The sequence below is a fragment of the Labilithrix luteola genome, from assembly GCF_001263205.1.
GTDB classification, from domain to species: domain Bacteria; phylum Myxococcota_A; class Polyangia; order Polyangiales; family Polyangiaceae; genus Labilithrix; species Labilithrix luteola.
The window spans coordinates 354,289-375,616 of record NZ_CP012333.1 but is presented as its reverse complement, the minus strand read 5'-3'; the positions used below and the strand labels follow the sequence as shown (position 1 = coordinate 375,616).

The 21,328-nt window shown below is 65.7% G+C and carries 18 protein-coding genes; 7 read left to right on the top strand and 11 right to left on the bottom strand.

What is annotated here, in order from left to right; genetic code table 11:
* Positions 1-118 precede the first annotated feature (118 nt).
* The 6 genes from AKJ09_RS01790 to pelG all read left to right on the top strand — a co-directional run bounded on the left by AKJ09_RS01790 (position 119) and on the right by pelG (position 8,843).
* Positions 119-2,905, top strand: a complete 2,787-nt coding sequence (locus AKJ09_RS01790; protein ID WP_146645440.1) for a tetratricopeptide repeat protein — start codon at positions 119-121, stop codon at positions 2,903-2,905.
* 185 nt (positions 2,906-3,090) lie between these two features.
* Positions 3,091-3,618 (top strand): hypothetical protein, encoded by a 528-nt coding sequence (locus AKJ09_RS01785; RefSeq protein ID WP_146645439.1) that lies wholly within the window; start codon positions 3,091-3,093, stop codon positions 3,616-3,618.
* Positions 3,619-3,625: 7 nt separating this feature from the next.
* A complete protein-coding gene (locus tag AKJ09_RS01780; protein ID WP_146645438.1) occupies positions 3,626-4,807 on the top strand; it encodes a hypothetical protein in 1,182 nt (393 codons plus the stop codon).
* Positions 4,804-5,928: a tetratricopeptide repeat protein gene (locus tag AKJ09_RS01775; RefSeq protein ID WP_146645437.1), complete on the top strand. Its 1,125-nt coding sequence runs from the start codon at positions 4,804-4,806 to the stop codon at positions 5,926-5,928. Before AKJ09_RS01780 ends, AKJ09_RS01775 begins: the two co-directional genes overlap by 4 nt.
* Positions 5,925-7,457 (top strand): GT4 family glycosyltransferase PelF, encoded by a 1,533-nt coding sequence (gene pelF, locus AKJ09_RS01770; RefSeq protein WP_146645436.1) that lies wholly within the window; start codon positions 5,925-5,927, stop codon positions 7,455-7,457. The genes AKJ09_RS01775 and pelF overlap by 4 nt, the downstream gene beginning before the upstream one ends.
* A 24-nt stretch (positions 7,458-7,481) precedes the next feature.
* Entirely contained in the window at positions 7,482-8,843 is a 1,362-nt protein-coding gene (gene pelG / locus AKJ09_RS01765) for an exopolysaccharide Pel transporter PelG (RefSeq protein ID WP_146645435.1), read from the top strand.
* A gap of 21 nt (positions 8,844-8,864) precedes the next feature.
* Here pelG and AKJ09_RS52575 read toward each other — a convergent pair whose 3' ends face one another.
* Positions 8,865-9,077 (bottom strand): hypothetical protein, encoded by a 213-nt coding sequence (locus AKJ09_RS52575; RefSeq protein WP_169927171.1) that lies wholly within the window; start codon positions 9,075-9,077, stop codon positions 8,865-8,867.
* 134 nt (positions 9,078-9,211) lie between these two features.
* The gene (locus tag AKJ09_RS01760) at positions 9,212-10,111 is read right to left on the bottom strand and encodes a LysR family transcriptional regulator (RefSeq protein ID WP_169927170.1); all 900 of its coding nucleotides are present in this window, start codon (positions 10,109-10,111) and stop codon (positions 9,212-9,214) included.
* A gap of 146 nt (positions 10,112-10,257) precedes the next feature.
* On the opposite strand from AKJ09_RS01760, the gene AKJ09_RS01755 reads away from it, so the two are divergent.
* A complete protein-coding gene (locus AKJ09_RS01755) occupies positions 10,258-11,217 on the top strand; it encodes an NmrA/HSCARG family protein (protein WP_146645433.1) in 960 nt (319 codons plus the stop codon).
* A 14-nt stretch (positions 11,218-11,231) separates the two neighbouring features.
* Here AKJ09_RS01755 and AKJ09_RS01750 read toward each other — a convergent pair whose 3' ends face one another.
* From AKJ09_RS01750 to AKJ09_RS01710, 9 genes are all read right to left on the bottom strand, one after another.
* The gene (locus tag AKJ09_RS01750) at positions 11,232-12,131 is read right to left on the bottom strand and encodes a LysR family transcriptional regulator (RefSeq protein WP_146645432.1); all 900 of its coding nucleotides are present in this window, start codon (positions 12,129-12,131) and stop codon (positions 11,232-11,234) included.
* 36 nt (positions 12,132-12,167) lie between these two features.
* Positions 12,168-12,935, bottom strand: coding sequence for a ferritin-like domain-containing protein (locus AKJ09_RS01745; protein ID WP_146645431.1), 768 nt, complete (start codon positions 12,933-12,935; stop codon positions 12,168-12,170).
* On the bottom strand, positions 12,932-13,477 hold the full coding sequence (locus AKJ09_RS01740; protein ID WP_146645430.1) for a hypothetical protein: 546 nt from the start codon (positions 13,475-13,477) through the stop codon (positions 12,932-12,934). The genes AKJ09_RS01745 and AKJ09_RS01740 overlap by 4 nt, the downstream gene beginning before the upstream one ends.
* A gap of 92 nt (positions 13,478-13,569) precedes the next feature.
* Positions 13,570-14,508 (bottom strand): SDR family oxidoreductase, encoded by a 939-nt coding sequence (locus AKJ09_RS01735; protein ID WP_146645429.1) that lies wholly within the window; start codon positions 14,506-14,508, stop codon positions 13,570-13,572.
* A gap of 75 nt (positions 14,509-14,583) precedes the next feature.
* Entirely contained in the window at positions 14,584-16,239 is a 1,656-nt protein-coding gene (locus AKJ09_RS01730; protein ID WP_146645428.1) for a hypothetical protein, read from the bottom strand.
* Between the two features lie 296 nt (positions 16,240-16,535).
* On the bottom strand, positions 16,536-17,405 hold the full coding sequence (locus AKJ09_RS01725) for a radical SAM protein (protein ID WP_146645427.1): 870 nt from the start codon (positions 17,403-17,405) through the stop codon (positions 16,536-16,538).
* Positions 17,406-17,417: 12 nt separating this feature from the next.
* Positions 17,418-18,809 (bottom strand): dipeptidase, encoded by a 1,392-nt coding sequence (locus AKJ09_RS01720; protein WP_146645426.1) that lies wholly within the window; start codon positions 18,807-18,809, stop codon positions 17,418-17,420.
* A 37-nt stretch (positions 18,810-18,846) separates the two neighbouring features.
* Positions 18,847-19,527, bottom strand: coding sequence for a TIGR04282 family arsenosugar biosynthesis glycosyltransferase (locus AKJ09_RS01715; RefSeq protein WP_146645425.1), 681 nt, complete (start codon positions 19,525-19,527; stop codon positions 18,847-18,849).
* 1 nt (position 19,528) lies between these two features.
* Complete coding sequence (locus tag AKJ09_RS01710) at positions 19,529-21,079, bottom strand: DUF362 domain-containing protein (RefSeq protein ID WP_146645424.1); 1,551 nt, start codon at positions 21,077-21,079, stop codon at positions 19,529-19,531.
* Positions 21,080-21,328 lie beyond the last annotated feature (249 nt).

Sequence of the window (21,328 nt, the reverse complement as noted above, 5' to 3'; positions counted from 1 at the left end):
GACTCGCGACGAGGAATTTGATCTCACTGCGGTGTGTCTGCGCAATTCTTGTGAATTTGCATTCGAGCTTCCGTCGAGGATTTCAAAATACGTCAAGCAATTGCAAGCTGGATGGGGCATGCGACGGGCTCACAGCTTGCGCTCGAACTGGTCGGCGCTGTCGACGCTGGCTCTGCTTTCGCTGATCTGGCCGGTCATTGCGGCGGCCGACCAGCCTCGACGGAAAGCGCAAACCAAGTCAGCGGCGCCGAGCGGGGCGAGCGAGGCGAGCGAGCCGAGCGGGGGAGGCGCTTACGCGAATGCCCTTCGCCTCGCGCGTCAGATGCACGACGACAAGCTTGTCGCGAAGCTCCTTGCGATGCAGGGGCTCGCGAAGAATGCGAGCGAAGCGGACCTCCAGCAAGTGGTGCAGGCCCACGAGATCGCCGGAACGCCGGACGTCGCCGTCGACTTCCTACGCAACCGCATCAAGCGCTTTCCCACTGAAAAAGCCACGCGCGTGATCCTCGCGAAGCTGCTCGCCCGCAGCGGTCACACGAACGATGCCATCGTGGAATGGAAGGCGCTCGTCGCGCGGTTCGGCTTCGACGCGCTCACCCCTCAAGAAGGTCACGCGTACGCACGCGACCTCTCGCGCAGCGGCGAGGTCGACGCGGCGTACGAGATTCTCCAGAAGCTCCGGGCCCAAATGCCGGACGACGCCAAGGAGTACTGGGAAGACCTGGCTACGCTCGCGTGGGATCGCGACGAGGACGCCGACGCGCTCGTCGCGTACGAGAAGGTCTACCACGTGGAGCCCGCCGCGCTCCATGCCGGCCAACGTCTGTTCGCGCTCCTGTCGGACGCGCATCGCTACGACGATGCCGTGAAGGTCGCGCTCGCCGAACACAAGCGAACGAAGGACGGTGCCATCGTCATTCTCGCGGCTCATCTCCGCGAGAGCGAGAACGATTGGCGTGGCGTGAGAGCGATCCTGGACTCGGCGGACAAGGCGCCCGGCAACCTCCACGAGTCGGCGGAGTACTTCCTGCTGCGAGGCGAGCTCGCTCGCCAGGCGGGAGAGGGGAAGACGGCCCTCAAAGCATACGCCAGCGCGCTTGCGCTCCAGCCGGATGACGGCGCGATACGCGCGGCGTACCTATGGCAGGCGCTGGAGGTCGCCGACGACGCCGAGGTTCGCGTGCGCGTCGTATCCTGGCGCTCGAGCGCGCGCCAACAGGAGGCGCTGTGGATGCCGATGGCCGTCGGGCTCGCGCGGATCGGGCGATTCGAGGATGCCGTGGCGTTCTTTGGTCTCGAGCTTCGCGCCAATCCCGCCGACCCTCGCGTCCTACTCGACTTCTCCGAGATTTTCGGTCGACTCGGGCGTCGTTCGGTGAGCGACGAGATGCGCCGTCGTGCCGTCGCCGGCCTGCGCAAGCAGATGGCCGACGCGCTGAAGCGCGGGCGCTTTACGCAAGAGGATCTCGCGCTCATCGAGTCGACGGTCTCGGTCGTGCGAGACAACGACGGCGTCCCCCAAGCCGATCGCTGGATGTCGGCACTTCTCGGCGGCACAGGAGCCGTCGAGGCGCCGCCAGATGCGCAACAGCAGCCGCAGCAGCCTCGCAAGGCCCTCCGCATCAGCGGCTTGCGTGTACCGCCCGGCGAAGAGGAGATGGCCGCCGATTGGTACCTCTCCACGGGCCGGCCGGACTTCGCCCGGCCCATCGTCGAGCGGTCGAAGACCCTCGACATGTCAGGCCGCTTCCGGCGCTACCGCTTGGCGCTCGCGCTCGTCGACGGCGATCAATCCCAGATGAGCCGCTTGCTCGCCGAGGGCGGCGACCTACCCGTCGAGGACCGCGTTCACGCGCTGGTTTCGATCGATCGGGAGCCGGACGCTGCCAGCGTCATCTCCCAGACTCTTGCGACCGACGTGGTCGGGGCGGAGGAGCCCATGCGCGACGAGCTCCAGCGCATCGCGGAGAGGCACCGTCGTATCGTGCGCGCCGGCGCCAACTACACGCTCATCACCGGTCTCGACATCGCCGGGCCGGAGGTTTCGATGGCCCACGACCTCGCTCGTGGTCGAATCATCTATACCGCCAGCGGCGTGCGCATGTCGGATCGCGGCGGAGTGCTCGTCCTCGACCAGCCGCGCTTCGAGGGCGACGGAGGCGCGCTCTTCCGGAGGACTTCCGCGCGCGGCGTTACGGAGTTTGGCGGTGCGTTCAACTATCAGGAGGGGACGCCGGTCGTGCGCGCGAGCTTCTTCGACCAGCGGCTCGTCACCAGCAGGCTCGGCATCACCACCGACGTGAGGATCGGCTCGAAGATCGACGACACGAGCGCGCTTCGCGTCGGTGCCGTGCGCAACTTGGCCTCCGTGCAGGCGCGCTACGACCTGACGCGCTGGTACGGATCGATCGAAGCCGAAGGGCGTGAGGATCAGTCACGTCGCTACGAGCACATCGCGTGGGACGCTCTCGGAACGGCGGAAGCCGGCTTCAAGATCTTGAACCGCGAGCCCTCGCTCTCCATCGGAGGCATGGGGCAGGTGTCCCAGCGGTTCAATCGCAAGGTCGAGCCTGCCGACATCAACGCGCTCATTCCCCCGCGTGCCGACATCGCGCGCGCGTTGCCTCCGAGCTTCGAGCTCGTGGGCGGCGTGATTCACTTCTCGCGTGGTGACGTCACCGATCGCTATCGCCCCGATGCTGCGCCGTATCCTCGGTACGACTGCGAGGCCGCGTACGGCATTCTCTTGCCGGATGCCGATCCCGCCGTCCACGTTCTCTGCTCCGCCAGCGTTCGTGCTCCGTTCGGTGTGGCAAGTTTCCTTGCGTTTTACAACCGTGGCATCGCCGGAATCCCGAACAACGACAGCGCGGAGCTCGCGCTCTCGTATGCGTTCCCATTCTGACTTTCAGTGTTCGTGCGGCAGAGAACCGTCGAGGCCTCCCGTTCATGCGACAGCGCGGCGCGACTTCGGCGGCATCGACGACACCCGATTCATTCAGGCTTCACATACGAGGCGATGTTGGTCATCACTGATGACCTAGCGAGAAGGGGGCTCCCGTGGACCGTTCCGGTTGGAGAACGTGGTTCGTGAAAGCAGCTGTCCTGTCGGCGATCGTCTGGCTCATCGCAGCGTGCGGTGGCCCAGTGACGAGCATTCATCGGAGCGGGAGCCTGAAGACGTCGGCAAAGTGGGCGCTCCTTCCCGTTCAGAACCACTCGGAGACTCCTCAGGCGGGCGAGCGCGTGGAGGCCATTCTCGAGACGCTCCTGCGCAAGCGCGGTGTCGTGCAGCTCGACAGCTACCCCGCACCCAAAGAAGACGACTCGCGCCTCCTCACGAGCGATCGCCAGCGTTTCGAGGCCGCCCTCGATTGGGCGAAGACCGCGAAATACGATTACGCGGTGACGGGCAGTGTCGAAGAGTGGCGTTACAAGAGCGGCCTCGACGGCGAGCCCGCCATCGGTCTCTCGATGCGCGTCGTCGAGCTCTCGACGGGAAAAGTCGTTTGGGTCGGAACGGGTACCCAAACAGGAAGTGCAGCGGAGAACGCGAGCGGTACCGCCCTACGCCTACTCGATACGCTCGTGCAGCAGCTTCACGCGCAACCGCAGTGAGGATGGCATGACGCGCTTGGAGCTGGACGAGACGAGGGATTCGCGCGCCAGCGGCGGCCATTCCGGAACCTTCGCGTCGGTGGTCTCCGGTCCGGCGCCGATGTCGTCGGGGAACGAGCTGCCGTCCAGCAAGAGGGATGGACAACCGGACAGCCTGCCGGGCTCCCTCACGCTCGGGTCCGGCGTTCGACCCAAGGTCTCGGGGCGGGCCGCGATTCTCGGGCGCCGCATCGATGCCTCCCGTGCGGCCACGGAGAGCCTCGTCATCACCCTGGCCATTCCATTGGTCGGTTGGTTGGTCGATCACGCCAATCCTTTCTTCCTGACGGGCGGCTTCCCATGGCTCGCTCTGGCGCCGCTCCTCATCGCTCTCCGTCATGGCTTCATGCTGGGCTTCGGAAGCGCCGTGCTGCTCGACGTGGGGCTCGTGCTCGCGTGGCGCCTCCAGTTCGTTCCGGTGGCCCGTTTCCCCGGTGAGCCGCTCGTGGGGCTCATCGTCGTCGCGATGATCGCCGGGCAGTTCTCCGATCTCTGGAAGCGCGAGATCGTGGCGCTCGAATTCGGGTTCCAGGGGCTGAGGCGGCAGTCGAACGAGCTCGCGCGGGCGCATTTCCTGCTCGAGGTTTCCCACGACCGTCTCGACGACAAGGTCGAGCGGTCGCGAAGCACCCTGCGCGAAGCGATGTCGGCTCTGCGCGACGCCATGAGCGCGGCGAGCACCGTTTCGTTCGCCATTCAGGGCAATACGATGCTCGAGATCTTCGCGACCCACTGCGGACTCGAAGTGGGGGAGCTTCTTTCGGTGAATGATGGCGCCCTCGGCGATCGATGCGCGGTTGTCGGGCGACCCGAGGCAATGGCCGCCGACGACCCGCTGCTGGTCCACGCACTTCGCACCGGACAGCTCACGTACATTCCGGCAGCGACTCGGCCGGATCGATCGAGGAACTTCGCACGAACGCCGCTTCTCGCGGCGATTCCGTTCGTCGACTCGTCCGGCGAAATCATGGCCGTCATGTGCGTTCAGGCGATGCCGTTCATTTCGTTCGAGAAGCGAAACCTCGAAACGATGGCGACGCTCGGCGGCCACCTCGCCGACGTCGTTCGGACGACGCGCGCGACGAACGAGGCCAGCGCGATCGACAGCGCACCGTCGCTCGATCTGGCAGGTGGCGCGGAGGGCCGATGAACGGATGGAGGTTGGGCGCGATCGCGGTTGGTGCCTTCGCGTCCGTCGATCTGGCGCTCTTCGTCGTCGCCCTCGTCCCACGCGGCTTGCCGCTCACGACCACGGGGATGCTCCTCGCGTTCCTCGGCATCCACGTGTGCTGCTCGTTGGGGGCCGGCGTCATGCTGGCAGGGGATCCGCCTTCGTTCCTTCGCCATAAGTGGATCGAGGTGACGATCTTCGGCGCCATCGTGGCGTTCTTCGTGCCCGTTGTCGGGCCCGTGGGCATGCTCCTCGTCTTCGGTCTGGGCTTCACCGAGCCTCGACCGGTGGGAAGCGAACCGTGGCTCGCCGTGGAGACCCAAGAGGAACTCGATGCTCAGCTTCGTAGCGGCGTGCGCGGAAGAAAGCGTCGGGCCTCCGTCTACGAGATTGGCGCCATGCTTCGCGAGCGAACGAAGGAGACGGAGGCAGCCCGCTTCGAGGCCATTCTGGCCACACGAGGCCTGCCCGACCGCGTCGCGGTTCCACTGTTGAAGAGCGCGCTCAGCGATCCGTCCGACGAGATTCGCCTCTACGCCTTCTCGCGTCTCGAACGAATGCGCGACGAGATCGAAAGGCGCATCGCGCAGGTTACCCGCGCCATCGAGGGCGCCGAGGAAGAAGAAATGCCGCGCCTCCACCTGCGACTCGCCGAGTGCCATTGGGAGCTCGCGTTCGCCGGGCTCGCCGAAGGAATCGTTCTCACGCAGTCGCTGGCGAGTGCGCAGCACCATGCGAGCACTGCGTGCGAGCTCCTTCCTGGGCATGCCGCGGCGGAGTTCTTCCTCGGACGCATCTTCGTACGAATGCGTGATGTCGAGAACGCGGTTGCGGCCTTCGCTCGTGCCATGGAAGCGGGATATCCGCGCGTGAAGCTCCTGCCGTATCTCGCGGAGTGCGCATTCTACCGGCGCGACTACGTCTCGGTGCGCGGCCTCCTGCGTGAGCTCGAGATGTTCGCGCCCGACAACTCGTTCTCGCGCCCGGTGTTGGAGTTCTGGGACGACCTGTTGGGGCAGTCGACGCTGCCGCCTCTGCAATCGGAGCCTCCTGCGGTGCTGATTCCGTCGAGTCCGCCGCCCAAGGAGCTTGCGCGATGAGCCGTTTCGGAGGCCCCACCCTCGCTCGCGGTGAAGTCGCCGACGTCACGCTGCTCCTCGAAGGGACCTATCCATTCGTCAGCGGTGGCGTCTCGAGCTGGGTGCACCAGATCATTTCCGGCTTGCCGGACATCACGTTCGCGCTCGTGTTCATCGGCGGCGCGGCCGACAGCTACAAGAGCATTCGATACGAGCTGCCGCCGAACGTCGTGCACCTCGAGGAGCATTTCCTCGCCGAAGTGCCGCGCGTGCAGCGGCTCGTCGCGAAGGGCGGCGATGAAGGGTTCTATCGCGACAGCGCCGAGCTCCACGACCTGCTCAGGGCGCGCGGACAACAGCCGCTCGAGCTCGGGCCGATGCTGGACCGCATCGTTTCGACGCTGCTCGAGGCTCCCGCGAAGCACGAGCACGACTTCCTCTTCAGCGAGTCCGCGTGGCAGCAGATCTGCGAGCGCTACGAGCAGTCGTCGAAGAACCGGAGCTTCCTCGAATACTTCTGGACGGTGCGTTCGATGCACGCGCCGCTCTTCAAGATGGCGAACGTCGCCGCGACCCTCCCGCGCTCGCGAGCCTTCCACGTCGTCTCCACGGGCTTCGCAGGGTTTCTCGGAATGCTCGCCACGAAGCGGCAGGGCAAGCCGCTGATCCTCACCGAGCACGGCATCTACTCCAAGGAGCGTCGCATCGAGCTCCTCCAGGCAACGTGGATCCGTGACGACGACGAGGCCGACGCCGGCGGTATCGGCTTCTTCCGGCAGATGTGGATCCGCTTCTTCGAAGCCCTCGGCCGAATGGCTTACGCCGCGGCAGATCCGATCGTCGCGCTCTACGAGGGCAACAGCGAGAGGCAGATCGCAGACGGCGCGGACCCCTCTCGAACGCGCGTCGTACCGAACGGCATCGACCTCGCACGCTTCACGGCCTTGCGCGACATGCGCCCAGCGGAAGTCCCCAAGGTCCTCGGTCTCGTCGGTCGCGTGGTGCCCATCAAGGACATCAAGACCTTCATTCGCATGGTCCACATCCTCTCGTCGTGGATTCCGGAGGTGGAGGGGTGGGTCGTCGGCCCTGACGACGAGGACAAGTTGTACGCCGAGGAGTGCCGTCACCTCGTCGCCACGCTCAAACTGCAGAAGACGGTGAAGTTCCTCGGGATGCAGAAGGTCGACGACATTTTCCCGAAGCTCGGCTTGAACGTGCTTACGTCGATCAGCGAAGCGCAACCGCTCGTCGCGCTCGAAGGCTTCGCCGCCGGCCTGCCGTGCGTTTCGACCGACGTTGGCTGCGTACGCGAGCTCGTCTACGGACGTGACACGCCCGAGGACAAGGCATTCGGCACCGCGGGTGCGGTGGTGGACATCGCCAACCCCGAGGCCTCGGCGCGCGCCGCGTTCGAGCTTCTCCGCGATCGCCCCCGCTGGAATGCCGCGCAGGTTGCCGGCATCGCGCGCGTGGAGTCGGCGTACACGCAGAGCCTGATGCTCGAGCGCTATCGCGAGATCTACGAGACGGCCATCGGTCGAGTCTGACGGCACCGAGAGGGGAGGCGTTCCGTGGCAGGCATCGGATTCGAGCTGCGCCAGCACTTGCAGAAGGGATCGTACTCCGGCGTTCTCCGCACGTACTTCGTCGCGGGCGTCGTCGGCTCCGGTCCGTGGATCATCTCCATCGGCGCGATGCTCTTCATCGGCATCGTTGGCTCGTCGGGTGAGCGGCCGGAGCTCGTGACCCCGTTCCTGGCGACCGTCACGTACCTGATGGCGTGCTCGCTGATGCTCTCGGGCGCGCTCCAGCTGCTCTTCGTGCGGTTCGTCGCCGATCGCCTGTTCGAGAAGAAGCCCGAGACGGTGGCCCCCAACGTCATCGGCGCGCTGCTCCTGACCACCATCGTGAGCGGCTCGTTCGCGGCCTTCGTCGTAAGCACCACGTTCACCGGGGATCTCGCGTTTCGCGTGCTCCTCGTCGCAACGTTCGTGACGCTGTCGAACGTGTGGATCCTGAGCGGGCTGCTCTCGGGCGTGAAGGCCTACTGGAGCGTCGTTGGCTCGTTCGCGCTCGGCTACGGAACCACGATCCTGCTCGCGCTCGCGCTGTCGCCGCTGGGGCTGCCGGGGTACGTCGCCGGGCTGTTCGTCGGGCACTCGGTGATGCTCTTCACGATGCTCGTCCTCGTGCTCCGGCAATACCCGACCGACCGCTTCATCGCGTTCGGATTCCTGCAGCGAAAGGCCGTGTATCCCGGCCTCGCGGCGACCGGCTTCTTGCTCAATGCCGCAGTCTGGGCCGACAAGTTCGTGTTCTGGATGAACCCGGTCACGTCCGAGGCGCTCATCGGCCCCATTCGCTATTCGATCGTATACGACGCGCCAATCTCGATCGCCTATCTCTCGATCATTCCGGGCATGGCCGTCTTCTTCGTGCGCATCGAGACCGACTTCGCCGAGCAATACGACCGCTACTACAAGGCCGTGCGCGAGGGCGAGACGCTCGACGAGCTGTATCGATTGCGCGTCGCGCTCGTGGAAGCCGCACGAGGCGGCCTCTACGACATCTTCCGCATGCAGGGGATGACCGTGCTGATCTTGCTCCTCGTGGGGCGCAAGGTGCTAGGGCTGTTCCACATCCCGGCGTTCTATTCGTACCTGTTCAACGTCGATGTGGCCGGCGCCGGATGTCAGGTCGTGCTCCTGTCCGCGCTGACGATTCTGTTCTACCTCGATTGCCGCAAGCTCGCGCTCTACCTCGCCGGTTTCTTCACGATCGCGAACCTGACGTTTTCGATCGTGAGTCAGCAGCTCGGTCCGCGCTTCTACGGCTTCGGGTTTCTCGTCGCCGGCGGTTTGACGAGTCTCGTCGCGTTGTCCGTGCTGTCACGGAAGCTCGAGAAACTCGACTACGAGACGTTCATGACGTGAGGGGCGGTCAGCGGTCGCCGGTCACTGGCCCACGCCGATGGTCTCGCTGGTGGTGTCGCCGCCACGCGCAAATTGCGCAACGGCGACGCCAAGGAGCAGGGCGATCACCATCCCTAAACTCATGCCGAGCGTTCGTCGGAACGCGGAGCCCTGAGTGGCGGTGATCGAGTTCCTCTGCTCTCCGAATGCACGATCCATGATGCTCGGTGGCTCCCCTTCGAAAATGACGCCCACGTGGAATCCGCGGGTATGGAAGAGTTAAGCAGCAACGGTGGGTCCGCTAGCCGTTGGTCCGAACATTCATTCCGGTTCGAATCTTCATGATTCGTGGCGAAAGCGCACGCGACACGCCTACGCGCCGCGCACGATCACGCGTATGGCGAGCGTCGGAACAGGTCGGCGGCGAAGTCGACGAAGGCACGGATCTTCAGTGCTGGCTGCCGCGCCTGCGCATGAAGGGCATACACGGGCACTGCCGGCAGCTCGTGGTCCGCGAGGACGACTTCGAGGGCGCCGGTGGCGATGTCGGCGGCGAGGCTGTACTCGAACAGACGGGTGAGCCCTGCGCCGGCGACGGCTGCCCGGCGCAAGACCTCGCCGCTGCCTGCAACGAGCTGACTGGCGACGGGAGCCGTGACAGTCGATCCGTCGCGCGTGCGAAAGCGCCACGGCATGGGATGGCCTCGCAGCAGATACATGAGGCACCTGTGACCCGACAGCTCGTCGGGCACGGAGGGGCGCCCGTACCGGGCCAGATAGGCGGGAGATCCGACGACCACGACGCGGACGCGGCCCAGTTTGCGCGCTGTGAACTCGGACGCGGGAAGCTTGCCCATCCTCAGCGTGACGTCGATTCCTTCGCTTATCGGATCGATGTACGTGTCGCGGAGACTCAAGTCCACGGACACGTCCGGATGGCGCCGGAGGAACTCCGGGAGCGCCGGCGCCAAGAGCTGCTCGCCGAGGGCCAAGGGCGCGTCGACTCGCAGTCGCCCGCGCGGCACCGCTCGCGCTCGTGAGACGCTGCGCTCGGCATCCTGAAGGTCGGCGAGAATGGTCAGGGCGCGTGCGTGGAAAGCCGCGCCTTCGTCGGTCACGCTCAAGCTGCGCGTCGTACGGTTGAGCAGGCGCACCCCGAGGCGCTTCTCCAGAGCCACGACGGCACGGCTCACGGACGAGGGCGTGACGCCGAGCCGCTCTGCTGCACGCGAGAAGCTTCGATGCGCGACGACCTGGGTGAAAGCTTCGAGCTGCGAGAACGACTCCACGCCGCGAGTATAGAGGGGCCTGCCCGACTTTTGCGTAAAACGCAAAACTGCCGTGGGCCGTTCGATCTGGTGTGGTGGCGCGGGCAGGCGCAAGTTCGGAGTGTCGGGCGTCGCCGTGACGTCGCCCGAGCGAAAGGAACCATCCAATGTCCGCCGAACGCAAACCACTCGTCACGATCGTCGGGGCGACCAGCAAACAAGGGCGCAGCGTCGCCCAGACGCTACTCGGGAGCGGCCGCTATCGCGTTCGTACGCTCACGCGCAATCCGAACAGCCCCGAGGCCCGATCCCTTGCGGCCCAGGGCGCGGAGGTGCTCGCGGTGCCGCTCGAGGTCGGGCGCACACAGGAGCTCGTTCGCGCATTTCGCGGTGCGGAAGCGGCCTTCCTCCTGACGCCGCCCATCGCACCGCCGGCGACCCACGAGTTCGCTCTCGGGAAGCAGCTGGCCGACGCCGCGGTGGAAGCGGGCGTCGGGCACGTCGTCTTCAGCAGTCTCGAGAACGTCGACGCGATTACGAGCGGCAAGAAGTTCGCCCCGCACTTCACCGACAAGGCGCGGGTCGAGGAATACATCCGAGGCCTACCGATCAAGAGCACGTTCGTTCAATTGGCTTTTTTCTATACGAACTTGCTCGAGTTCTACCCGCCGCGCATGGACGGCGAAGCGCTGGTTTTTCCGATCTATCTGCCCGGTGACTTCCGTGCTCCGTTCGTCGATCCGCGGACCGCGACGGGACCGGCCGTGCTGGAGATTCTCTCTCATCCGGCGCAGTACGCGGGGCAGTCTCTGCCGATCGTGGGCGACTTCCTCTCGCCCAACGAGATGGTCGAGACGTTCCAGCGCGTGACGGGCCGGAAGGCGGCCTATCGCTCGGCCTACACGCGAGCCGAGCTATTGCATCACTTTCCTGCATTCGCCGAAAACGAGCTCCTCGTGCGCGAGCTGTTGGGCATGGCGGAGTACGCCGTGGAGTATGGCTACTTCCAGGCGCATCGCGATCTCGCGTGGAGTCGTAAGGTCGACCCCGCGCACCTCACCTGGGAAGGATTCTTGCGCACCACGAACTGGAAAGGCGAGACGCTGAGCTTCGGCACGCCCGCTTGAAGGGGCCACGCGAGTCAGGTTCTGCAGAGAGGAACGGTGGCCATCGACTTCGCGAGGTTCTCGAAGACGGAGCGCCGCCCGTCGTCGGCTCGGAAGCCGAGGCGGAACCAGTCGTGGAGTGGAACCACCTTCGGCAAAATCACCTTCAGGCGCTTGTGGCGGAGGTCCTCGTCGAGCAGGTAGCTCGGTAGAACTCCGACGCCCGCTCCGTCGACGACGCGCTGGCGAATCGCCTCGATCGTGCCGAAGCGCGCCAGGCGACGGAACGTCAGCGGCTCGCCTTTCGCGGCTTCTCGCCAATAGCGAAAGAGCGGCAGACTGTCGTTGCTGTCGACGAGCGTGTGATGCGCGGCGTCGCTCGCGGTTCGGAATGGCTTTCGCGCGAGGAGCGAGGGCGCGCCCACGAAGAGGTAGTCCTCGCGATGAATGCGGATCGCCTCGATCTTCGGATCGGCGATGGGCATCGAGGAGACTGCGCAGTCGATCTCCGCATTTCGCACGCGGTTGAGCAGGTCGGCGCCCGATCCGAAGTAGAGATGGATGTCGAGGAATGGGTAGGCCGCCTGGAGCGCGTCCACCTGAGGAAGGAGCCACGAGAGCCCGAGCTCGTGGCGTGTTCCAATCACGAGATCCATCGCCGGCATCTCGCGCTTCGACTTGACGACGGAGGCGCAGTCTTCGACCGCCGCGATCGCGCGCTGTGCGCGAGGGAGGAGCGAGAGGCCGGCGACGGAGAGTCGAACGCTCCGCGTGTTGCGTTCGAAGAGGACGTCGCCGAGCTCACCTTCGAGCTGCCGGATGCGCTGCCCGAACGCCGCCGGCGTGAGGCCCACCGAACGCGAGGCCATTCGGAAGTTCAGGAACTTCGCGGCCGCGCAGAAGCAGCGGAGCGACTCGACCGACGGCAGCGTCATGCACGAGGCCTAGCACAGCAGGAGCGCGAGGCTCGTTCAGCGGTACGCCGTGCGCTGCTCCCAGGCGGCGGCGGCGGCGAGGCCATGACGCTCGAGGCCCGGAACGATGACCTCCTCGACGGTGGCGTAGAACAGCTCGCGCGCCTCGGCTCCGTTGCACAGGCCCAGAGAGGCGCCCTCTTCGGGAGGCGCCGCCTTCGGACTGAGATGTGCGAGCTCGTGCTCTTCGAGCGACGCGAAGACGAGCGCGAGGTATTCGTTCGTGCGTCGTCGTGCGTCCTCGTCGAGCATCGCGAGGAGCTTCGGCAAGAGGCGCCAGCCGAAACGCGCGTGGCCCACCTCGTCGGAATAGATCTTCGTGAGGAGCTCCCGCAGCGGACCTTCCGGCATTTCGAGCCGCTCGGCACCGATGAGCGCGACGGCGACGGTCTCGCTCGCGCACGAGATGCTGAGCAAGTTCCGGAGCGCCGCTTCTGCACGCGGGACGTCCTCGTGATCGGGGAACGCTTCGTCGTGTCGGGGCTCGAAGATCGCCCTTCCTCCGAGCGATTCGACGACCGCACCGCAGAGAACCCCGTGATGGCGCTCTTCGTCGGCAAAGCCACGGCATTCTGCGACGGTCGCTTCGTCGAAGCCTGCGGCTGCGAGCTGCGCGGCGAGGCCCTCGAAGACGACGGCCGACGAGTACTCGTTGATCATGCGACCACGCCAGGTCGCGATGGCGGAGCCTACGAGCTCGCGATGGTCCGGCAGCGACACGACGTGGCGTCGTGAAACGGCGCGCAGATCCTGGAGCGCGCTCATGCGACGAGGCGCTCCGTGAGGCGGCGCATGGCAGGAGGCATCGGCGGGCCCCACGGCGTGCAAGTCGCGCCTTGGAAATCGAGGGCGGCGCAGCACATCCGCTTGAGCGAGACGTCCTTCTCCCAACCCCAACCCTCGCTTCCCCCGTCGGCGACGAGCGCATCGTAGTGAGCCGACAGGACGGCGCAGCACGCCACCGTCCTTGCATCCGTCTCGTGGAGCGGCGTCGCGTCCGGATGCTCGGCGTGCAGCTGGTTCTGGCAGCACGCGAAGCCCTCTTCGCCTTGCTCGCAGGTCTTCGTGGACGAATCTGTACTGGTCTTGGCGTCTCGCGATGCCGAATCACGCGGCGCAGCGTCTTTCGTGGTCGCCGACGGCTCCTCGTTCACCGGCGTGTCTCGAGCGTCCGGTGCCTTCGTGACGTCGGTGGCCGCCGCTTCGGGCACTTCGACGCCGCTCGTGGCTCCGCACGCGAGAGCCGAGGATACGAGTGCAACTTTTCCGGCCGCGCGGAGCGCTGCCCGGCGAGTATCGATTCGCATGGTCTTCCCCTTCGACGGGGAAGCTAGCGCTACCGTTCGATTCGACTATCGCGATGATCGACGCAGCGGCGTATGGCGGAGCGATACAATCGCTACGTTCGCGCCGTGTTGCGTGCGTAGGAGACGAGGTTCTTCAAGCCCTCTTCGATCGAGACGCGTGGAGCGTACCCGAGCTCCGTGCGGGCGCGTGAGACGTCGGCCAGCGACTCTTTGATGTCGCCGGGGCGAGGCTCGCCGAACCGCTTCGTGACCTTCGTACCGGCGGCGTGGCCGATGGCGTCGGCGAGCTCGACGAGCGTGGTGCGTCCGCCGCAGGCGATGTTGTAGACGCGTCCGCTCACGCCCGACGTGGTGGCCGCGGAGATGTTCGCGTCGACCACGTTGGCGACGTAGACGAAGTCGCGACTCTGTTTGCCGTCGCCGAAGATGTCGACGGGCTTGCCTTCGAGAATGCGATTGACGAACACGCTGATGACGCCCGAGTAGGGCGATGACGGATCCTGCCGGGGCCCGAACACGTTGAAGTAACGGAGCGCCACGGTCTCGAGTCCGTAGAGACGCGAGAAGGCGCGAAGATAGTGCTCGGACGTGAGCTTCTCGACGCCGTAGGGCGAGATCGGATCGGGCGTCATCGACTCGCGCTTCGGTAGCGTGGGCTCGTCGCCGTAGACCGCGGCGGAGCTCGCGAACACCACGCGCCTCACGCCGTGTTTACGCGCGGCCATGAGCACGTTGAGCGTGCCCATGATGTTCACCGCGTGCGTCTCTTCGGGGTGCTCGACGGAGTAGGGGACGCTGACGACGGCCGCCTGATGGAAGATCACTTCGCAGCCGGCGGCGTGCTTGTCCATCGCTGCGCGGTCGCGCACGTCGCCGGTGATGATCTCGACGTCACGCGCGACCGGGTCGAGGTTCTCGCGCTTGCCCGTACTGAAGTCGTCGACGACGCGGACCTTGTGACCGTTTTCGACGAGGCGCTGGACGATGTGTGAGCCGATGAACCCCGAACCGCCGGTGACGAGCGCTCTCATGAGTCATGCGTAGCGCATCGTCAGCCGCTCGCGATCGTCAAACGTCGCGGGCGGCTCGTTGACGCGGGCTCGGCGCTACTGGCCGCATTTCTTGCCGCAATACTTCTCGACGGACTGGAAGCAGGACAGCCCCCAGAACGTATCGCAGCAGTACGGATCGGCGGCGCAGACCTTCATCGTGCAGTCGTCGCACTGCTGGCCGAGCTTGTCGCCGGCGACGCAGACGTCGTGCGTGCAGGTGCCCGTAATCGCGCCCGGGTTGGTGCCGTCGTCGTCGGACGAGAAGCACATCGACGGGTTCGCACTCGGACGCGGGTCGAGCGGGTAGGGACCGGAGACCTTGCAGGTCTGCTCCGGGCTGCCCGGGTAGGGATACGTCGTGTCGTACTGAGCCTGCGCGTTCTCGTCGAAGAGCGTGCACTCGACCGACTTCTTGTACAGCTTGAAGAGGTCGACCTTCGCGTAGAGCTTGCCCGAGACGCCGGCTTCGATGTCGCCGTGGACGAGCGCTTGCGTCGTGCCGTCGGCGCTCTTGCCTCCGCACGTGTTCGAGCCGCCCATTCCGCCGTACGCATCGACCGACGCGCCGGCCGTGACCACGCCGAAGAACTTCAGGTCGAACTGCGAGGTCACGTTGCACTGCGCGCGCACGAAGCCTTCCTTCGTGTACGTCGGCGGCTTCGCCTCGAGCGTGAGCGACTTCTCGAAGACGGGGCTCATCGACTTGTTCGCGTACTCGAAGCCGACGGTAACCTCGCCCTTCGCGCTTGCCCCGGCCACGACTTCGACCGGCGCGGTGAAGTTGAAATCGCAGTTGACCGTGAGCGTGTAGGTGCCGGAGGACGGGAACCCGAACGGACCGACCTTCACCTCGCCGAGCCCGAGCTTGTATTGTGCAAGGGTCTTCGAGTACGACTTCTTCAGGCCCTTGGCGGCGAACTCGGCGGCCTTGGCGGCATCGACCGGCGCCGCGATCTTCGTTCCGGCGCGCACGGAGAGCTCGGCGGAGAGGCCGCCCACCGCGGCGACCTTGAGCGACTGGACCGAGAAGCCGCTGATCTTCGCGCTGACGTCGTAGCCCGGCGAGAACGCGATCGTGCCCTTCTCGATGCCGGCGTAGATGTTGACGGGCACCGTGCTGCCGTCGGCGGCCGTGGCGTTGATGTTCTCGTTGAAGAGCGCCTTGTTGCTGAAGTCGACGAGCTTGATGTCCTTCGTCTTCTTCCCGAGCGGATGGATCGTGGCGGTCTGCGCGGTCGTCGTATCGGTCGTGATCTGACCGTCGAGGCTCAACTCGGCAGGGTCGATGCTCGTTGTCATGTCGAGCTCGTCGAACGCCTCGTCGAGCGTCGCGGGCTGGGTCATGACGACCGTGCCCTCCGCGGCCTGTGCGATCGACGTGATGCGGCGGAGGAAGCCGTCGGGGTTGTTGCCCGGCGTTCCCTGGCCCTGGCGGTTCGACACGAGAATGTCGCCGGCCTTGTGCGCGGAGAGCGCGCCATACGACGACGCCGGGAAGACGACGCGATCGTCCTGCACGTTGGCGACATCGGAGAGCGACTGGTCGATGTAGGTCGTTCCGGGCGCCGCGTGGGCGGTACCCGCGTTCGTGCCCCCGCCAGGTGACGAAGGCACGCTGAGCGGAGGGGGATCTTGGTTCCCGTCACCACCACAAGCGGCAAAGGCAAGCGCGACCCCCGCGCAGCAGACGAGGCTCAGGACCTTCTTCATCGTTTCTCTCTCGGGAACGGTCAGAAAACTGCGGGACCCAATCCCCCCAAGCGCCACGCCCGAGCGACTGCTCGAGCGGTCGAACTGGACAGGGTGAGGTCAGCAAGCCTCGTGCCCTGGGCGATGGGTCGTTTTTACCGCCGGTGCCGGAACGCTGGAACCTAGAATTCCGCGGTGGCGAAGATGTTTCATGGTGTCGGACGCCTGGCGCAGGTGGATCGACGACTATCCACTGATCTGGATCGTCCATATCGTCCTGCGCGCCGAACGGTAGAGCTATCGAGGACGCATACGCCCTAGAGGCCGCGCATCCACTCTTGGCGGAGAGGGATCGAGCCATCGAGCGCTCCATCGATGACGGCCACGATCCGGTCTCGATCGAGCGGCAAGCGACCGCCGAGCGGCAGGTAGTTCGACGCGTGGTTCGTGCGAAACACGGCGTTCGTCGGCCGGGCCTCCGCCACCATCGTACGGAGCTCGGCGAGCAGCGCAGGGACGGCGGGGACCTCGAAGCGCCCTCTCTTCGCGAGGCGGTCGAGCGGCGTCCCCTCCACCACCGTGACCGTCAGCGCGGAGAAGAACTCGGGATCCATCCTCGTGACGAGGTCCGCGGTCGCCTGCGCATGTTCGTTGCTTCGCTCCATGGCGATGCCGAGCAGGGCGATGACGCTCAGCTGCATGCCCGCCCCGTGCGCACGCTTCGCGGCTTCGACGTGCGCCGCTGCGTCGTCGCCCTTCGCGATGCGCTTCAGGGTCGGGTCGTCGCCGGACTCGGGGCCGATGTAGAGGAGCGACAGGCCTTCGTCGGCGAGACGACGAAGCTCCTCCTCGGCCTTGGCGAGGACGTTTCTGGCCATCGCGTAACACGACACGCGGCGCAGGCGCGGGAAGAGACGGCGAGCTCGCTCGAGGATCGGCAGCCAGTGATCCATCGGCATGACCAGCGCATCACCGTCGGCGACGAAGAGCTTCTCCACCTCGTCGGCGCAGGCAATGGCGGCGCGATCGAGATCGGCGAGCGAGTCTTCGAGCGAACGCAGGCGGAACGACTTGTCCCGGTACATGTCGCAATAGGTGCAGTGATTCCACGAGCAGCCGATCGTGGCCTGGAGGATGAGCGCATCGGCCTCTGAGGGCGGACGATAGAGGCGGCCTTCGTAGCGCATGGGTGCTCGCGATCAGCGCTTCGAGTCGATGCGTCGCGTGCTGCCGTTGCCGGAGAGCGTGGTCCCCGTCGACTTCGCGTACGCCTCGGCCTGTTCGAACACGCGGAGGAAATTGCCGCCGAGGATCTTCAGGATCTCGTCGTCCTTGTAGCCTCGTTCCACGAGAGCGAGCGTGATCTTCGGAAGGCTGTCGATGCCGTCGAGGCCATCGGGCAGTGCATCCACGCCGTCGAAGTCCGACCCGAGACCCACGTGATCGATGCCTGCTACCTGCACGATGTGTTCGATGTGGTCGATCAGCACGGACAGCGGGACCTTCGGCAGGGGTTCGGTCTCCGCGCGGAGCTTCGCGCGAGCTTCGATGAAGCCCAGCGGATCGTCTTTGTACTTCGTTCGAATCTCGGCGAAGGCCTTGCCGTTCTTGTCGTACCAGGCGCGCGCGGCGTTCTGGTAGTCGACCGAGATGAACGTCGACCAGAAGTTCACCATCACCACGCCGCCGTTTTTGGCGAGAGCGCGCAGCATGTCGTCGTTCAAGTTGCGCCGGTGCTCGGCCACCGCGCGTGCCGACGAGTGCGAGGCGATCACGGGGGCCTTGGCCGATTTCATGACGGCCCAGAACGTGTCGTCGGCGATGTGTGAGACGTCGACGAGCATACCGATGCGCTGCATCTCCGCGACCACCTCTTCGCCGAAGGGCGTGAGGCCGTGGTGGCGCGTCGGCGTGGGGCCCGAGAACCCGGCGGAGTCGGCCCACTCGTTGGTGTTCGTGTGCGTGAGCGTCATGTACCGGCACCCGAGCCGGTAGAGCGAGCGCAGGGCATAGAGGGAGTTCTCGATGGCGTGACCGCCCTCGATTCCCATGAGGACGGCAATCTTGCCCTCCTTCTTCGCGCGTCGGATGTCGGCGGCGGTCGTGGCGAGCAGAAGCTCGCTGGGGTTCTGCTCGACCTGTCTGTACGTCACGTCGACGAGGTCGATCGCGCGACGGAGCGAGCCGCCGCCGGTCACCGTGGGTTTGTCGGCGAGATCGCCTTCGACGTAGATCGAGAAGAACTCGCCCGTGATGCCGCCCGCCTTCATGCGCGCGAGATCGGTGTGCGTGCGCGTCTCGGGCGTCTTCAGATCGACGTTGCTCCCGAACATGATCGTCGGGATGTCGTTGTGACCGTCGACGATGATCGCCTGGCGATGAAGGCGCTCGGCGCGGGCGCCTGCTGTCTCGCCGGGAGGAACCCCCTTGGTTGTCGCATGCGGAGCGTCGTCCGGCTTGGCGCCGTGTCCGCCGACGGTGACCCCGATCGGCGGGCCGGCCGAACGCGAAGAGCCTCCGCACGCGGTGACGAACGCGCAGGCGAACACTGCGGCGAGCGACGCCCGGGCCGGAGAAAGAGAGGAGCTCATCGGCCCGGGATGCTACACCGCGCAGCGCGCCGGACGATTACTTGTTGGTAACCAGGAACTGAGCCGTGCGCGGCGCACGTTCGGGGTGCTTGGCCATCTCCTCGAGGAGCCGCATCACGTGGCTCGGCGCGTCGACTTCGTACCAGGGATCGAGCTCGACGACGGGCAAGGTGAGCTCGCGGCAGCGGAGCCGCATGATCTCGAGGACGGCCGGCGTCTCCCACGGGATGTCTTCGAAGAGGCGCGCCGAGGACTTGGCCGCGCCGAGCAGGTAGCAGCCGCCTTCGTCGGTTGGACCGATCACGATCTTGCCCGCGACGTCGTCGTCCGCGAGGAGCGACGCGAGCGGTTCGGTGGGAGACGAAGGGGCTCCGCTGGAGACGACGACGGAGTAATCCGCGCCGCCGCCACGCGCGTGGAGGACGTCGAACGCCTCGCGCATTTGTGCGCTTCGTTCGCGTTCGCGCAGCGCGACGACGTCCCAAGGCACGGGGGCATGGCGGGCGAGCACCGCTTCGCCTTCGGAGGCGTCGTGCTCGCCGGGAAGTGCGAACACGACCCACTCGTCCGCGTTCACGAACTGCAGGCCGTCGAGCGTGTCGCGCAGCATGGCCGCGTGAAGGCCGGCAATCCAAGTCTCTCCATAGGCCGCAAGGAGTGCTGCTTTGCAGCGCCCTGGTAGCGGTGGTTCGGCGAACACGCCGATGGCAATGCGCACGTCACTCCTCCGCGTCACCGCGTACTTCGTCGGCAAGTCGGGGGCGAGCTTCTCCGCGCGGGTGCTCGCCGTGGACTTGGTAGGGCTCACCACGCAGGCGTTTCCAGGCCTCGGTTCCGCGCCACGCGAGGTACGCGCGGTTGAACCCGACGATCTGGCGCTTGTCGAAGTACGGATTCTGGATGCCTCCGAGCTCGGCGAGGAGCAGCACGAGCTCGCCGATGCTGACGGGGCAACCTTCGAGGCGAATATAGGGCCTGGACTTCAGCTCGCGGAGTTTGTTCGCCATGCGCAGCATGCGCGCGTAGACGTCCTTGTGCTCGGCCTCGTAGGGGTCGAGCGTCGAGCGATCCTTGTACGTGCTCTTGATCTGCACGAGCTCGCCGCCGAGGTTGCCCTCCCACTGGACGCAGTCGCCGATGAAGATGACCTTCTCGCCATACGAGATGTCGAGCGGTCCTTTGTAGTCGCCGAAGACGAGGTGGATCTTGGGAAGCTTCGCGTCGCAGTGTTCGTCGTAGAGACGCAGGACCTCGATGACCTCTTCGATGACGCCCGGACAGCCGCCCCAGCAATAGTCGTCGCCGCCCTTCTCGTGCGAAGGAGGCTTTCCCGCGTAGGCGTGGATGTTCGTGCCTTCGAAGTACTTCTCGACGCGAACGAGGCCGATCTGGAAGCCTGTGGCGCGCGCCTTCGCTTCATCGAGCGAGACGTTGCCGCCGATCGTGATGGCCTCGAGATCGATGGGGCCGAAGCCGCGCTCCCAAGCAAGGCGGATGTGTTCGACGTCGCGCGCATCGAGGCCGACGATCGCGCAGCTGACGGCGTCGATCGCGACCTGGTTGTTGCCGATGACGAGGAGGTTCATGTTCCTCGGGATCGGCGTGAGCATGCGCCCCTCACCGGCGATGATCGCGTCGATGACGACGAGCTGGGGCTGAATCACGTACTGGAGATCGGCGACCTTGCGATTCAGCGCGTGGTCATGATCGATGAGACGATGGCGGTCGTCTTGGATGCCGATGTAATTCTTCATCGAGAACGTGACGGTCGTCCAAGGGTGGGCCTTGAACTTCGGACAGTTCACGAAGAAGTCCGCATTCGCCACGGGCTCCGGCGTGAAGATGTAGTCGCGCAGCCGCCCCTCGTGCGTGAGGCGGATCTCGACCTGAGGGACTTCGTCGAAGCAGTAACGCTTCGCGCCCGTGCGCTCGAAGACCGGGTTGTAGCCCGCTTCTTCGTAGATGAAGCGCGTGGGAATCGTGATGCCGCAACGCTCGCCGACCGCGAGCTCGGTCATCCCCTCGTCGCGATCGCGAAGAGCACCGAGGACGCCTTCGACGATCTCGGGGCGCGTGTAGGCATGTGTGAAGAGCTCGCCGGCAGCGACGAGGTTGGGCTTCACCAGCGTCTTGCCGCGCGGGCGCAAGCCGAGCTCCTCCATGGCCGATCGCACGATGGCTCGGATCTTCGCAGCGTCGTACGCGTCGCAATGGACGAGCAGAACCTTGGCGTCACGTGCCGGATGAGCGTGGGATCCCCGAGCGGTCATGACCGGGAGGGTAGCGCCTTTCGATCGAGCGCGGCCGGTGAGGAGACGTGTTCGAGATGAGCGCGCCGGAGGGGGGCCGATAAGACTCTGACGCCCTCGTCGCTGGTCCACGCACGGTCCGGACGATGCTTTCCTTCACGTTCACGGTCATTGGTGCGGTCGTTCGCGGTTCGTTAACGTTCGAACACAATCGCGGTCGTCAAAGAACGCACGAGAAAATCCGAGGTCGCGCACGGGTGCGACACGGTT